General features: G+C 43.9%; 14 protein-coding genes. 3 read left to right on the top strand and 11 right to left on the bottom strand.

Annotated features, from left to right (window positions below):
- Window positions 1-83 precede the first annotated feature (83 nt).
- Window positions 84-2,486 carry a glucose/quinate/shikimate family membrane-bound PQQ-dependent dehydrogenase gene (locus VXQ11_RS11240; protein ID WP_416706057.1) on the bottom strand — a complete coding sequence of 801 codons (2,403 nt, stop codon included), beginning with the start codon at window positions 2,484-2,486 and terminating at the stop codon, window positions 84-86.
- A 169-nt stretch (window positions 2,487-2,655) separates the two neighbouring features.
- Window positions 2,656-3,897, bottom strand: a complete 1,242-nt coding sequence (locus VXQ11_RS11245; protein WP_416706058.1) for a carbohydrate porin — start codon at window positions 3,895-3,897, stop codon at window positions 2,656-2,658.
- A 485-nt stretch (window positions 3,898-4,382) separates the two neighbouring features.
- On the opposite strand from VXQ11_RS11245, the gene VXQ11_RS11250 reads away from it, so the two are divergent.
- Together VXQ11_RS11250 and VXQ11_RS11255 are read left to right on the top strand one after the other, a co-directional pair.
- Window positions 4,383-4,991 carry a DUF805 domain-containing protein gene (locus tag VXQ11_RS11250; RefSeq protein ID WP_416681269.1) on the top strand — a complete coding sequence of 203 codons (609 nt, stop codon included), beginning with the start codon at window positions 4,383-4,385 and terminating at the stop codon, window positions 4,989-4,991.
- Between the two features lie 24 nt (window positions 4,992-5,015).
- On the top strand, window positions 5,016-5,531 hold the full coding sequence (locus VXQ11_RS11255; RefSeq protein WP_416706083.1) for a hypothetical protein: 516 nt from the start codon (window positions 5,016-5,018) through the stop codon (window positions 5,529-5,531).
- 166 nt (window positions 5,532-5,697) lie between these two features.
- On the opposite strand, the gene VXQ11_RS11260 is transcribed toward VXQ11_RS11255, so the two are convergent.
- Window positions 5,698-6,345 (bottom strand): HAD-IA family hydrolase, encoded by a 648-nt coding sequence (locus VXQ11_RS11260; protein WP_064102515.1) that lies wholly within the window; start codon window positions 6,343-6,345, stop codon window positions 5,698-5,700.
- A gap of 99 nt (window positions 6,346-6,444) precedes the next feature.
- Here VXQ11_RS11260 and VXQ11_RS11265 point away from each other — a divergent pair, with 99 nt between their 5' ends.
- Complete coding sequence (locus VXQ11_RS11265; RefSeq protein WP_144724039.1) at window positions 6,445-7,212, top strand: hydroxymethylpyrimidine/phosphomethylpyrimidine kinase; 768 nt, start codon at window positions 6,445-6,447, stop codon at window positions 7,210-7,212.
- 72 nt (window positions 7,213-7,284) lie between these two features.
- On the opposite strand, the gene VXQ11_RS11270 is transcribed toward VXQ11_RS11265, so the two are convergent.
- The 8 genes from VXQ11_RS11270 to VXQ11_RS11305 form a co-directional block, all read right to left on the bottom strand.
- Entirely contained in the window at window positions 7,285-8,343 is a 1,059-nt protein-coding gene (locus VXQ11_RS11270; RefSeq protein ID WP_416706084.1) for a DUF1176 domain-containing protein, read from the bottom strand.
- A 10-nt stretch (window positions 8,344-8,353) separates the two neighbouring features.
- Window positions 8,354-10,792, bottom strand: a complete 2,439-nt coding sequence (locus tag VXQ11_RS11275; RefSeq protein ID WP_416706059.1) for an AI-2E family transporter — start codon at window positions 10,790-10,792, stop codon at window positions 8,354-8,356.
- A 94-nt stretch (window positions 10,793-10,886) separates the two neighbouring features.
- On the bottom strand, window positions 10,887-11,354 hold the full coding sequence (locus VXQ11_RS11280) for a YybH family protein (RefSeq protein ID WP_416706060.1): 468 nt from the start codon (window positions 11,352-11,354) through the stop codon (window positions 10,887-10,889).
- 349 nt (window positions 11,355-11,703) lie between these two features.
- Complete coding sequence (locus VXQ11_RS11285) at window positions 11,704-12,066, bottom strand: 5-carboxymethyl-2-hydroxymuconate Delta-isomerase (RefSeq protein ID WP_144724041.1); 363 nt, start codon at window positions 12,064-12,066, stop codon at window positions 11,704-11,706.
- A gap of 137 nt (window positions 12,067-12,203) precedes the next feature.
- Window positions 12,204-12,542, bottom strand: coding sequence for a zinc ribbon domain-containing protein YjdM (locus tag VXQ11_RS11290; protein ID WP_064097130.1), 339 nt, complete (start codon window positions 12,540-12,542; stop codon window positions 12,204-12,206).
- Between the two features lie 122 nt (window positions 12,543-12,664).
- Complete coding sequence (locus tag VXQ11_RS11295; protein WP_064097104.1) at window positions 12,665-13,111, bottom strand: SRPBCC domain-containing protein; 447 nt, start codon at window positions 13,109-13,111, stop codon at window positions 12,665-12,667.
- 245 nt (window positions 13,112-13,356) lie between these two features.
- Entirely contained in the window at window positions 13,357-13,746 is a 390-nt protein-coding gene (locus tag VXQ11_RS11300; protein ID WP_064097103.1) for a ribonuclease E inhibitor RraB, read from the bottom strand.
- A 246-nt stretch (window positions 13,747-13,992) separates the two neighbouring features.
- Entirely contained in the window at window positions 13,993-14,925 is a 933-nt protein-coding gene (locus VXQ11_RS11305; protein WP_064102517.1) for a DUF4041 domain-containing protein, read from the bottom strand.
- Between the last annotated feature and the right edge of the window lie 278 nt (window positions 14,926-15,203).

Here is a 15,203-nt window from a genome sequence, read left to right on the forward strand (position 1 = left end):
TCTTTAATATTCTAAAGGTTTATAAAAAAACTGATGGGAAAGCCTGACGAATCAGGCTTTTCCATACAACAACAGAGAGTCAGTTACTTATTGTCTGGCAAGGCATAAGCCACCAGAGAGTCGCCCATTTTGGTACCAAAGGAACCATGACCACCCGCCATAATGACCACATACTGCTTGCCATTGGCTTCATAAGTCATTGGTGTAGCCTGACCACCTGCAGGTAGACGGCCTTTCCACAACTCATCACCGTTGTTCACATTAATGGCACGGATATAGTTATCTTGAGTTCCACCCACAAACATTACGTTACCCGCAGTTGAAATAGGTCCACCCAGCATCGGCACACCCATTTTGAATGGTGGCAATGGGATGCCCGGCATACTGTCACGAATGGTACCGATGCGGCGTTTCCAGGCCACTTCATGAGTATTTAAATCCACACCTGCAACAAAGCCCCATGATGGCTGTTTACACGGCAGCCCAAACGGAGACAGGAACGCACTGATTTCAACGCCATAAGGCACGCCATACATCGGTTGAACGCCGGCTTCTGTGCCTGCACCTTTAGCCGTCTTAGGACGGTTCGGATCTTGAGGAATCAGTTTTGATACAAATGGCAAGCCAATCGGATTGGTCAGTGCAATTTGACGGTCCGGATTCACCGACATACCACCCCATTCAAACACACCCAGGTTACCCGGGAAGACCAGCGTCCCATTTTCAGAAGGTGGGGTATAAATGCCATCGTAATTCAGTTTGTGGAACGCAACACGGCAGACCAACTGGTCGAACATGGTCGCCCCCCACATCTGTTTATCGGTCAATTTCTCTTGTGGCGCCAGATTAAAATCAGAGAACGGTTGAGTTTTAGAATAGAACTCGCCTTTGGTCTGAGGGCCACGCTTCACAGATTGTGGTACCGGTTTTTCGGTAATCGGTACAATGGCTTTACCATTACGACGATCCAGCACAAAAGCATTCCCGGTTTTGGTCAAGACATAAATAGCCGGAATCATATTCCCGTTTTTGTCTTTGATCTCGGTCAATGTCGGCTGTGAAGGTACGTCCATATCCCACAAATCGTGATGGGTAGTCTGGAAGTTCCATACCAGCTTACCGGTCGTCGCATTCAAGGCCAGCATCGAGTTGGCATAACGCTCGTCTAACTCGGTACGGTGACCACCGTAAATATCCGGGGTACCGACACCCGTTGGCACGTAGACGATATCCAGCTCTGCATCATAGGCCAAAGGTGCCCAAGCATTTGGAGAGTTATGTACAAATTTCTGACCCGGTGCAGGAATTAAATTCGGATCCTCAGCACCTGTATCAAATACCCAAAGCAGTTCACCGGTATTGACATCATAACCACGGATCACACCTGACGGTTCTTCAGTTGAATAGTTATCTGTGGTTGAACCCGCAATAATAATGGTGGTGCCGGTTACTACAGGCGGTGAGGTTGGAATATAACCGCCCGGATACGGAAATGGCATATCTTTTTGCAGGTCAACTTCGCCATTTTTACCAAAGTCAGAACATGGCTGACCTGTAACTGCATTTACTGCAACCAGACGCCCGTCATTGACTGGTAAAATGACTTTTTGTGGACATTCAGCAGAGCTGCTTTTTTTCGAAGCGAGACTGGTTTCAAAACCAGCCGTATTGTTGACATCATAATAAGACACACCACGGCAGGTTAAATGCTGATAGGTATGATCAGCTTTTAGTTTTGGATCATAAGTCCATTTCGCCTTACCAGTTGCCGGATCAAGCGCAGTCAATTTCTGGTGAGTGGTACAGATGTACATGTTGTCACCCACCTTGATTGGAGTAACCTGATTGGTGGTTTCGCCCGAGTCATTTTCAGTCTTGAATTCGCCCGTGTGATATTCCCAAGCCACCTGCAAATCTTTGACATTTTCAGTATTAATCTGCTTTAAGGGTGAATACCGTAAACCGGACTGGGTACGGCCATAAGCAGGCCAGTCTTCATCTGCCACACCGGGGATTGGCTGGTGGGCTGCAGGCTGCTGGGATTTTAATTCACCGCGAATTTCTTGCGGGTCATTAAATACAGAATAAATCATGACAGCGATGGTAATGGCCAGTGAACTGCCCAGGGCAATTTTCGCACCTTTGCTTTGATCAAAACCGTGTGTTACCGCCGGAATCAGCAGGGCCAGACCAAACAGACCTAAAATATCCAAACGCGGTGCAAGTGCAAAGAAATCTGAACCGACTTCCCACAGCCCCCACACCACCGTTGCCAAAACGAATACAGCATAAACCAGGAGTGCAGCGCTCTTCCGTCGATATAACAGCACTGCGGTCGCAATAAAGAGTATACCTGCAATGATGTAGTACCAAGACCCACCCAGTACTGCAAGATAAATCCCTCCAATCAACAGTCCTACACCGAAAACAGCGGCAATGACTGCTAAAATCGTTCTCAATACCGAACCTGAAGATGAAGTATTCATATCGAACGCCTATAAAAGTTTTTTTGAAAGCTCATGTACCAGACCGGCATAAGCACCCTTATTGTTAAATTCTTAGTTAGAAATACATCACTGTCTTAAGCAGGCATTACTCATCAAAGCAATAAAAGACCTAGAGATTCAATAGTGTATTTGCAACTAAAAACTGTTTTTAGAATGATGTGTTGAACTTGATTCCACCTACCCAGACATTTTCACCATCTTTATATGCGCCGACGTGACGAACATATTGCAGATTCGGGCGAATGGTGAGCCAGGGGGTGGCATGCAAACCATAATAAATTTCTGCATCGACTTCTTGATGATGGTTACCAATGACATCGTCATTCATATTGATCCGTGCAATACCCAGTGCGATTTCATCTTGAGGACGTGAATCCATGGCACCCTTATAAACCAGCCCGATATTTTGCATATCGGTGACACTATTGGTTTTGGAATCATGCACTGTTGCATTTAAAAAGCCGGTCAAACCACGCGAAGTATCTCCGTCATGTGCAGTGAATTGCTGCTTGACCACTACCCAGCCCCCATGGTGATGATCGGTTTGCTCCGGATTGGAAATGACTCCAGCCTCCGCTGTGCTGTAGTAATAACCAGCACGGTATTCACCCGGCAATTTTTGTACGCCCACTTTCGGTGTCCAGACTACTTCTGCAGGAAGCATTGCTCCTTTGGAACCATCTGTGCTCAGGTTAAATCCTTTACCACGTTCCAGATTCTCAGGGTTATATTCATAGACACCGACCTGGGCATAAAGTTCAGGGCTAATGTTATATTTGACCCGTGCTGCCCATTGGCTTACCGGCCAGTTGTACCACTGATCACCAACCCAGTTCCCGACTTGGGAGCCACACAGTGCCAGGTTCTGGAAATCACAGTCAAAACTATTGAAGTCTTCACCCTCACCGAAGCGTCCGACTTTCACATCCAGTTTTTGTTCCAGGAATTTCTTCTTGATCCATAAATCAGTCAGACGCCAGGTTTGACCACGGCCCCAGACTTCTTGCACTGAACTCAAATGACTATTTAAAGCAGCAGAGCTTTGAGAAAGGGAATGACCATTACGCTCGGTGACAGTAATTTGCGCTTCGGTATCTTGCCAGCCTGCAATTTTTGCCAGATCCAGATGAGCCCCAAAAACAAACTGGTCTGCATATTCAGTTGCATGGCTTGAAGATTTCTGGGCATCAATCAAGCTTGCCATTTCACCGGTATAACCAAAATTGAAATCATAACCTTGTTGTTGCAACTGGGTACGTTGCCCGTTCCAGTCACCTAACATCCATGGGCTTTCTGTACTGAAAGCAGTCTCGGCATGCGTAACTGTCGTAGTCAAGAGTAGAGAAGCACAGCAAAGATAAATGGCTTTGGATAATGGGGAGAAATACATTAAATGTGATACCCTCATCACAAAATATGAAGTTTCTTATTGTATGCGTGTTGGTTTTTAAAAATTGTTACTAATAAATTAAAAACATGAACAAAATGTTGTTATTATTAATATTATTATATATTTTTTGTAAATACAAAAACCCTAACTACCTGTTTATTATGACGTTACATATTTAGACTTAAAACCATACCCTAAATATAAAAGTTGATATTTACAGAGTAAATTGAGCTTGAATTTCAGATAAAAGCTTCACAAATAAATCAACTGGATTACTGTTTTACCTTCTTTATTCTTAATAATCCGGTATCTCCATTTTTCCTGAATTGAAGATCGAAGTACTGAGGCTATAACGCTTCTGAATATATGAGAAACCTGCTGCCATTTCACTATGAATTTTTAAAAATCAGGTTATGCTAAAGTTATTCTGATAAAAAATTACCTCGCGTTAAAACAATAATCCAGCTTAATAGACGAGAACCAGTATGAAAGGCTCAATCCTTAATTTTTCTATTCAAAACAATACCGGGGTGATCTCGGGGGATGATAACCAGCACTATACTTTTAATGGTGCAGACTGGCGTGCAGAACGTCCGCCATCACGCGGGGATCGGGTCGATTTTATCGTAAACAGCGCGGGTGAAGCCGCTGATGTTTATCTGGCTCTGGGCAATTCCATTTATCTCGGGGAAAAAATTTCCAGTGAGCTCGGTAAATATTCCAATCTGGATCAGGCCGAGGAAAACTACAGCAGCATTGACTGGTTTGTAAAATGTCTGACCAACTATGCAAATTTTTCTGGCCGGGCACGCCGTAAAGAATTTTGGTTTTTTATGCTGTTTTGTGTAATTTTAGGCATTATTGCTGAGGTCATAGATACAGTTTTAGGCACTGAACCCATAGTAAATAGCCTGCTTAATCTGGCACTTCTGGTCCCGAGTCTGGCAGTTGGCGCGCGTCGTTTACATGATATTGGACGCTCTGGTTGGTGGCAATTACTGATGCTTACCGTGATTGGTGTTCTTGTATTGATCTGGTGGTGGGCAACTGAAACCAAACCACAAAACAATAAATATGGTCCTCCTGCCAAATAACCGAACCTTACAAATCCCGTCTTGATGCAGGATTTGTTTATCGCTTATTTAGTGGGTAAATATCAACAAAATCAGACCTTACCAATGCTGCAAGAACAATTAGTAAAATTTCCAGATGCTGTATGGGTGCAAATTTATAAAGACAAAATGCAGCTAATGGATATAGATGGCACGATCACACATACACGCCTACCGGATGTACCTTATGACCATCCCCGGAGTATTATTGCCGACTTTGATGCAGCCGCAGTGACCCTAAAACAGCTGTTACCCTCACCGGTCATGAAAAGGCTATTCAGCCCTATAGCATTGCTGCAAATCATGGATTTGCCGGAAGATGGTTTAACTGAAGTTGAAAAGCGCGCTTTGCTCGAACTCGGTTATGAAAGTAAGGTGCAAAATGTCATCCTGTTTGATCACGCAGGAAATGCGCTGACCCAAGCCAGTCTTCCCTCCCAACATCGCCTGACGATCATCAAAATTTTTCTGATGATCGTCATTATGGTTGTGCTGGCATCGAGCTGGTTCTTGACGCTTTAAATATTCGACCCATAAAAAAACTCTATGGCCTGCAGGATGCTAATACGGCTTATAATTTCATCATAAGAGAACTGGTTGCCAAATAGTATATTTGCTATAAATAAAGCAGCTTATAGACATCACCTCTCTAAAAATCAGCTCACATAAAATAAGCAAAGATTAGGTTTTATTTAAAATAATCTAGCAACTGATTAAAGCAGTCTATTTGATATTTAGGTTGTGCCAGTGCTAATTCTTGCTGACTGCCATAGCCATAATTTACCGCAATAGTCTCCATACCATTTTGACGGGCACCAAAAATGTCATGCTCACGGTCACCGACCATCATGCATTGATCGGCCTGTAACTGTTGCTGCGCTAAAATATACTGAATCAGCTCAGCTTTATTGGTTCGCTCGCCATTCAGCTCACTGCCATAAATTTCTGTAAAATACTGGGCCAGATCAAAATGCTCCAGAATCTGTTTGGCATACACTGTCGGTTTTGCCGTAGCGACAAACAAGCGATAGCCCCGGCGTTTCAGTTCTGCCAGGGTTTCTGCTACACCCTCAAAAACATGATTTTCATAAAGACCCTTGACTGCAAAGCGCTCCCGATAAGCCATCAGAGCCTGCTCGGCCAGAACATGATCGGCTTCAACATTTAAGATTTTGGCTAGCGAGGCTTTTAAGGGAGGGCCAATAATCCAGTCAATATTGATCTCATCGCTAATCGGATGACCAATCTTTTCCAGACCATAGCGCGCAGACGTCGTAATCCCCACTTTCGGGTCAGTTAATGTTCCATCCAGATCAATTAAAATATTCTTAATCACCGCCTATCCCCTCTCATCGGCACCGATATAAATTAATATCGAGAGTTCATTCAAATTTGCCTATACTAATACAATTTTAGTGAATGAAGGACATCATTTTTGCGCCCTACCGTACTTTGCTTTTCCGGTTTAGACCCTTCAGGTGGAGCCGGCCTTCAAGCAGATATTGAAGCCATTGGTCAAAGTGGTGCACATGCGGCAATTGCCTGCACAGCCCTCACTATTCAAAATTCACAGCAGGTTTTTGGTTTCGAAGCCACTTCCAGAGAATTGCTATTGGCACAGGCCAATGCGGTGGTAAATGACCTGCCCATTCGTTGCGTAAAATCCGGCATGTTAGGCACCACAGATAATATCGCGGCTCTGGCCGAGTTTCTGACTGCACATCCAGATTATCTGTATGTGCTGGATCCGGTTTTGGTCGCCAATAGTGGTGGTTCACTGGGCAATCAGGCAACGTTAGTCAAAGCATTTACCCAGCTTATTCCATTGGCCACCATCCTAACGCCAAATACGGTTGAACTGCGTGCCCTGACGGGTGAGCAAGACCTCAAACTGGCCACTCAAAAATTATTTGAAATGGGTGCACAGGCCGTTTTGGTCAAAGGTGGCCATGAAGATACGCCAGATTATATTCAGAACAGCCTGTATATTGCAGGTGAGCTGATCAACGAAACCCGTTGTCCCCGTTTGCCAGGTGAATATCATGGTTCAGGCTGTTCACTGGCCAGTTTCATAGCCGGGCGTCTGGCCATGGGAGATCAGTTGAAAACCGCGGTACAGCATGCTGAAACCTGGCTATTTGGGGTATTAAAAAATGCTGAAATTCCTGTTCCAAATGGCCAGAGAATTCCAAAGCGTTTTTAAGATCACATGTTTTAAAATTAAAAAGCCTGAATGCGTCAGGCTTTTTTTATCGCTGCTATTTTTTGAATAATACTATTTGGCCGGATAAATAACTTTGCTTACATAGGTTGGTAAATTCCAGGCACCACCAGCAAAGCCTTTGCATTGTACGGTCAGACTACTAAAGCTTTTGGCAAATTTCTTGCCATTCCAGGCCCATTGTTCCTGACGAACACAATCGCCCAAACCGCGTACTTTTTGCCCGGAAAATATCTGGCCTTTATTAAAGGTTTCTCCCGAAGTGGTCACCAGCTGCTTCAACTGCCTGTTCTGGTCCATCAGCCAGAAACCACTGCCCACATTATAAGCCCCGCGCCAGCATGGAATCTGAACCAGCTGATTTTGAGCATTGATGGGATAAATTGTCATGACATCATCCGACATAAAATTCTGGCTAAACAGCAAGTCACACTGATCCTCGTTGGTAGTCGCTTGCAGTTTTCGAATCATTTGCTGACTGGCTGTCGTCTTCAGTTTCGCTTGAGTGACTTTGCCTGACTGATATTTTGGTATCTGAATTTTCGGTATCGCTGCGGCTTTGAGGACCGTCTGATCGGACTTTTTTCCCGGCCTGATCAAGGCTGAGGATGTAGAAAGTCGACGCTGAAATTCATCCATCTTGAGTAAAACGGCACTGGCTCCAGCGGTCGATAAGTTCCAGCGTGATTGCGTATTCTTAAATACAACTGGAGCTGTTCCCTGTACAACTTTTAGCAAGGCTCGCGTTTGATCATTACTGAGTTGCCCTATTCCCTCCCGATTCAGACCAATCATGCCATAAGCTGTATTGGCAATTTGCAACTGAAGCTGTCGAGTGGGCGTGGCCATCGTTAAGGGTAAAATCTGGACCCGAGCTTTGATGTTACTGTTCACACCCGCAGCACGCTCTAATAGCACCGAAACTGGCCGGTCCATGTCTGAGTCAGATTGATATCCGGCAGCACGGCAGGTCCCGGTATTATCACAGGCAATTTCCCAATCCTTATGTGAAAAATGCAGGCCCTGAATAGCTGCCATACTCAATGAACTGATACTGGCCAAGGCGAATGTGATACTCATGGTTTTGATGCTGTAGATCCATTTTTGTTTCATCATTTAGTATTTAGTCCTTTTTTAAAACGCTTGCCGAGCTGGCTGGCTGCATCTTTTCAATCTGCTTCTGTTTATCTTTTTTCTTGCGCTCATTGCTCAGGGTTGCCATTAAATCCTGTGCCAAAGCCTTAAGCAAAATCATATCTTCCGCCTGCATCTGTCTCGGTCGCTTGTCCAGCAGACACAGCCCCCCCAGCGCAATTCCATTTTTATCTTTTAAGGGCACCCCGGCATAGAAACGGATATGCTGCTGTCTTAATTCTGACAGATGTGGAAAGCGTGGGTCACGCTGCAAGTCTTCTATCACTAAAGGCTCATTTTGATAGAGCAGATGAGTGCAGACTGAATCCTTGCACATTTGTCGGATTGCTACAGGTTCTTGGCTAAAAGGACTGACCGGAATATACATTTCATGCTGATTCAGCCAGGAAATTTGTGCGTAATCAACGTCAAAGGCCTGACGGGCTTCTTCAATATATTGTTTATAAAGGATCTGATGACGATGATCCAATAAACCCAATTCATTTAAAGCCTGTTGTCGTTCTTTTTCATTCTTGATCTCCAGATTCTCAAACCAGCTTTCCCCTTCATCCAAGGTATAAGTCTCGACAGTCAGAATCAGATCATCGACATTATTGACCAGTGCCTCCAGCTCAAAACGTTGTTGCAGTTCATCCAGAAGCTCTAGCTGTGTCACACCCCAAGTCGCAAAAATGATTTTCAAATCAGGATATTGCTGTTCCAAATTATATTTTAGCAAACGAATCTGTGCCGCAGGCGCATGATGAAAAATCGACACGCATAAAATTTTGGTTGAAGCTGGCAATACAATGCCCTTTTCAGATTCGCCCGATTGAATCAGCACATTCGGATCATTCCGGGCAGCAATCTGTTTAAGATTCAGGGTGTGCGCCAACATGGCAGAAATTTGGGTATCAATTTCCCAACGCGCACCAACGCAATAGACTTCGGGCTGCTCGGCATTTAATTTGCTCGGATAAGCTTTTTGAAACGCATGATTAAAGAACTGCAAGCCCTGATAAAGGCGCAACCGGTGTTCGGCAGTAACATCGCTATCATGTCCTTGCGAATAAATCCGAATGGCTGGAATAGCCACTTCGCCATAGAACATTTGTACACGACGAGCCACCTCTTCTGCACTGGGCTTTTTTGGCAATTGCGCACAGATGTAATCATTGGCTACCTGCATTGCATCATTGACTTCATCAGCCACCAGTCTCTGGTAAAAACGCTCGGAGGGGGACAATACTGGCGTACTGCCGAGCAGGGTTTTGACAAAACCCAGTGCCGGCACATAATTGGACAAAACCAGCAGACAGGCAGTTAAAGGCGTCGACAAGATTAGCCCCACCGGTCCCCAGAGAGTGGTCCAGAACGTGGCAGCCAGAATAATTGCCAAAGTAGACAGACCGGTACTTTCCCCATAGAGCCACGGTTCAATCACGTTATTGCTGATAAGTTCCAGCACCAGTATCAAGGCTATAGTCCACAGCACCATGTCCCAGCCCGGATCAACGGCGAAGGCCAGCGTAATCGGAAAAATAGCTGAAACGATCGGGCCAACATAGGGCACAAAACGCATAACTACCGCGATCAGTCCCCACATGATCGCTGCCGGCACACCAATCACCAGCAGTCCAATCGCCATGGGAATACCATAGGTCACATTGACCAGCAGCTGCATGCGCAAATAGGTTCCGATACTTTTGGCGGCATCATCAAGCGCATCGGTTCCGATATTCAAATTACCGCCCAAGAGCTTCAGAAAGCGGTCATGCAGGTCTTTGCGATTGAGTAAAATTAATACCATGAACAGGAACACAATCCCGATAATTGCCAGCGGATTCAGGATTTTATTTAACCAGTCCAGTGCAGCTTCTTCACTCGAGGGTTCCAGGCCTACTACTTTGACATTCTGGACATTCGGGTCGTCTTTTTCCTGATCTGGAACTTCTATCGAGTTCTCTACCGTGTCAAAGGTCTGGATTGCGCCATCCCACATACTCGGCCCCTGACGATAGTCCTTGAGCATATTCAGTTTTTTCTGGATGGTGTCCTGATATTGCGGCAGCTCCTGACTCAGCTTGCCAAGCTGTACCCCCAGATAGGTTGCAGTACCCCCCAAAAATGACAAGGTCAGGCACATAACCAGGCCAATTGCGGCCCATTGAGGACAGCTCCAGCGTTTTAGACGGGAAACCAGTGGCGAGAGCAAAAATGCCAGCAGAATAGCCAAGGCCAGAGAGAGAAAAATATCACGGCCAAAATATAGTGCCATTATCACGACGGCAGCAATCACAAAGCCAGCCATCATTCTGAGTGCATGTTGGGTGCGCTGCTGTTCGGACTGATCCGGCATGAATACTTCATTCTGCTGTTGCAGGTTGCTTGATCGGGGTTGTATTTGACTGTTCTTGTTGTTAGCCACCTGAAAAGTCCTAAACTATTATTCCTTCAACACAATTTAGGACTTTCTCTATTTTTGTTACAAAGGTATTCCTGTAATCATTTGCAAAGATATTTCATTTAAATCTTTTCAGCCTGGTGGCTTGACTCACGCTTTTGATCCGACGCATTTTCCGGGTTTCGAGCTGTACCGGAACTGAGGTATGTTGATGTAATAATTGCCATTTGCCCTGCTGCTTGCTCAGGCACATGCTCACCCGACACCAGCCTAATTGAAAAATCGGTTCAATCACCGCATAGTTGACTCGCACATAGCCATCTACCATGGCCAGATCATGCGTGACATGAATGTTTATATTCTGCCGCTCTACACGTATTCCTTCGGGCATAAAGCGCCGATATTGTTGCCAGAGGGCCTGATAGGCTTCGACGCCTTTCACCTCCATACTGACATCAACCAGACGGATATCGGGCCGGCACAATTCAATAATATCCTGAATTTCGAGTCTGGCTATGGCATTGTCCCATTCTCGAAGAAATGCCATGACTTCCCGAGCCAATTGTTGATTGCCAAAAACTTGCATAAAATTCCCCTTAACCGGACAATTCAGACCTGAAATCGCGGCTCACTCATCTCACCGGATTTTTGATCTTTTGTTTTTTATTATTCTGCTTATGTTAAAGCGCTGTTCTCGCTTCACTCTTTTTACTACCTGATCCACCCAAACTCACCTGACATCATTTATACAATTATTTTTATTTCTCTCAGAATGAGCATGCTGTTTCTTGATTGGATGATTCAGGAAGCAGCAGCGAAGGAAAACAGGAATTCCTTGCAGACCAGTTAGCTTTATTATTTATAATTTTCAAACTGCAATTGATAAAATTTTAATACATTTGATTCTTATCCCATCCTCCTGTCAACGCCAGCATTCAAATAACAGCTTTACTATAAGTCTGCTTTGGCATTTCAATGATTTCCACACAGAGCTGTATGTTTAAGCCCGGCTGGGGCGCAATATATTGCTGCATCAGATCGAGTACCAATTCAGAAATTGCCTGACGTACTTCGACACTGCGTCCACTTAACAGGGAAATTTTGGCATGCACATAAGCCTGGTCTGTTACAACATCCAGTCCAATCACATAATCCTGCTGCATAATTGCACGACTTTTTAAATCATTGGGATCGCTGACATAGCCGGCGCCCACAAGTGCCTGATGGATCGCGACCAATAAAGGCTTAATCTCAATGTGTTGCAGATTGTCAGAATATTCCAGATGCAGGTGTGGCATTGAAGGGATCTCGAATCAGAAAGGTAAGGATCAGGGCGCTACAAAAATGGTCAGCCCAGCATTTATGGCAATATTGAGAAATAATAGGCTAAATCAGCCATGTTATTTCTCAACAGATTTCTTTAGCCAAGATCAAGTTAAGCTTTTTTTACATATTCAGATTTCAGTTTCATCGGCCCAATGCCTTCAATTTTACAATCGATATCGTGCCCATCGGCCGCATCCGGCAACAAGCGGATACTTTTCACTTTGGTACCCACTTTTACCACTGAAGATGAACCTTTGATTTTCAGGTCTTTAATGACCGTTACGCTATCGCCGTCTGCCAACACATTGCCATTGGCATCTTTAATGATCACTTGCTCTTCAGTGATTTCGCCTTCTTTCCACTCGTGTGCACACTCAGGACAGATGAGTAGATCGCCATCTGCATAGGTATATTCAGATTGACATTTTGGACAGTTTGGCAGACCCATAAAAACCTCGAAAAAGAGAAAAATTAAATAAACAAACAAATAAGCGCACAGTATAGCATCTTTGCAGGCAGCGCTAATTACCAGAAAAGCTGGAATGCAATCAGCACCTGAGCTTAAAGAAATCAATGATCTGATATCTGTGGATTAACCAGTAAAGATAAGAGTTGCAGTGATTCCTGCCAGCTCAAATGACACACTGCCGGTGGTACCACATCCGGATAACCCACCTGAATAATATGTAAACTGGTGCCGATTGATACTTTTTCAAAGATGACGGTGACTTCTATTCCACCCTCTAGGTCCGGGGTAGAAAACTGATCGGTGTAACGCAATAACTGGTTAGGAACAACTTCATGATAAATGCCGTGAAAATGATGCTGGGTACCGGTAGAGAAATTGGTAAAAGTGGTTTTATAGCGGCCACCGGGTTTGATTTCCGCATGTTCAACCTTGGCAATGAAGCCATGCGGTGCCAACCATTTCGCCAATGCATCCGGATGCACAAAGGCACGATACACCCGCTCCGGTGGTGCACTGAACACACGATGCATTTTTAAGGTGTAACTCATTTGGTCCTGTCCTTTATTTATTCTTATTATTTTTATATTGAGGGATAGTCCCTGCATTTATAGTAAATGATCAGCTTGAGTTGAAAACTCATCTCGGTCATTTTATCCAGTTTTTATCTGGCCATATATAATGAGTATGTATCTATGTGCGAATTCAAGTTTTTTGCATAAAAATTGTATTGAACAGACAAAAAAAACCGGTAATCCCGGTTTTTTTTATTTAAATCATTTAAGTATAGGTTGGATCAGCTGCTGCGCAGGCTACTTTCTTCTTCATCCAGCTCATCGTCATAGACGTAGGCCATACAACCCCAGCCATCATATTCGCCCTGAAATTGTGCAGCGATTTTACTGAACCATTGCTCCAGATCCACAATATCTTCGTAAGCTGGCTCCATATACACATAAATCGTGATGATCCATTCCAGGGTATCGCTTTCTTCATCCTGAAACAGGCTGATTTTCTGTTCTTCTTTTAATAGATGCAGAGCACAACGATCCGCCTGTGCTTCATCCGCAAAGGCAATCGAAAATTCAATCTCGTGTGCTTCCTGCAGGTCGTCGCCATCCTGATGCATTTGCCACAGAACATTGCCATTTTCATCATCAGGGAATTGATTGTAATCACGTGACATAGAAGTATCCTTATTATGATGCTGTTTTATTCTGCATTTAAGATTAGCTGATTTTTGTACAATTATCGAGAACAAGACAAAAAATATTATCTTTTAACCATAAATAAACACATGATTTTTATACATATAGAATGAATAACTGATCCACTCCTTCAAACTAAAAATCCTCAAAATATCAGGGTTTAAAGCAATATGTGGCCATCAGAATGTTCCAGAAAAATCGTTTAGACCTGTAGCCTTCATCATCTAGGCAATCTGTGGATGCGGGTGATTTTGTCGCAGTTGCAACAGCATTGCAGCAAACTTGAGCTCCTCTAAACGCAGGTCAAGATAGGACTCCTGAATCATGGCCTGACTCAGTGCCTGCCCAGTATAATTCAGTAATACATAATCATTCTTTAAGGCCTGCAGCATTTCGGCGAGATTGTCTGGGCTTAATTGGGAGAGGTATAAATCTGCTTTACTGTTGAAAGCCAGACTGAGGATCTCTATGGTACTTCGACGGCGGTTATCGTCTACATAATTACAGTTCGCCACCTGCTGTGTTTCTATGGCTTGCTGAATACTTTCACGGACATGACGCAGATGCCGAGCCGCATCTGTTTCGCCATAACCCTCAAGCAGCTGCTTTAAAAGGTGGGAAGCTGGAAACTGTAAACCAAAGCGCTTCTCCTGTATTTTATGCTCTAAAGCACTCAATACTTCTTGCAGGCGATGCTGCTGCCTGGCCTGTTCATAATAGCCTTGTAAACTTTCTCGGGCTTGCTGCTCAATCTCGGCTATGGCCTGCGCTTGAAACTGGACAAGATAATCTTTGACTCTTGCAATATAGGCCTTCAGATCATCGATCATGATCGAGGCATCCAGCTTGGTCAGCTCAACAAAGTTTTCGGCCTGCAAGGTCCGGTTAACAATATATTGCTCGATATTCCAGATATCCTGATATTTTCTGTATTTATTCAGCGCAATGTTTAAACTGCCATTCTGTACTCGCAATTGGGTGATTTCATAATTCAATTCATCGACTTGAGTTTCATAATCTGTCAGTTTGCTACGTGAATGATCCAGATTCTCCTGTAAAAACAGGATATTGTTACGTAGTGAAGTCTGTCCCTTCAAACTCCATAGCAAAGCAAATAACAGAACACTCGCGAGAACGAAGAGAGCTATATTGAGCATCGTTCTTTCCTTTAACCCCGGGCATTGCCCTAAATTATTAATTTAAAAAAATTATTATAAAGTATTGATTAATTTTGCATCATTTTTGGCAGGCAATCAAAGCCGTTGGTCATCACTAAGTCATTCACTCATTTTATTTTTCTTTAATTATTATTAGGGATATGTCATGGACTAATAATTAGTCCAAACTACCTCCTTTCTAAAACAACTGAAATTTTTTTTATATCAAAGGATATATTCTTAAAGTTTAAAAATAATGATGGAAAAATTAACAACCA

The sequence above is a fragment of the Acinetobacter sp. 197 genome (assembly GCF_048148385.1).
Taxonomy (GTDB): domain Bacteria; phylum Pseudomonadota; class Gammaproteobacteria; order Pseudomonadales; family Moraxellaceae; genus Acinetobacter; species Acinetobacter pecorum.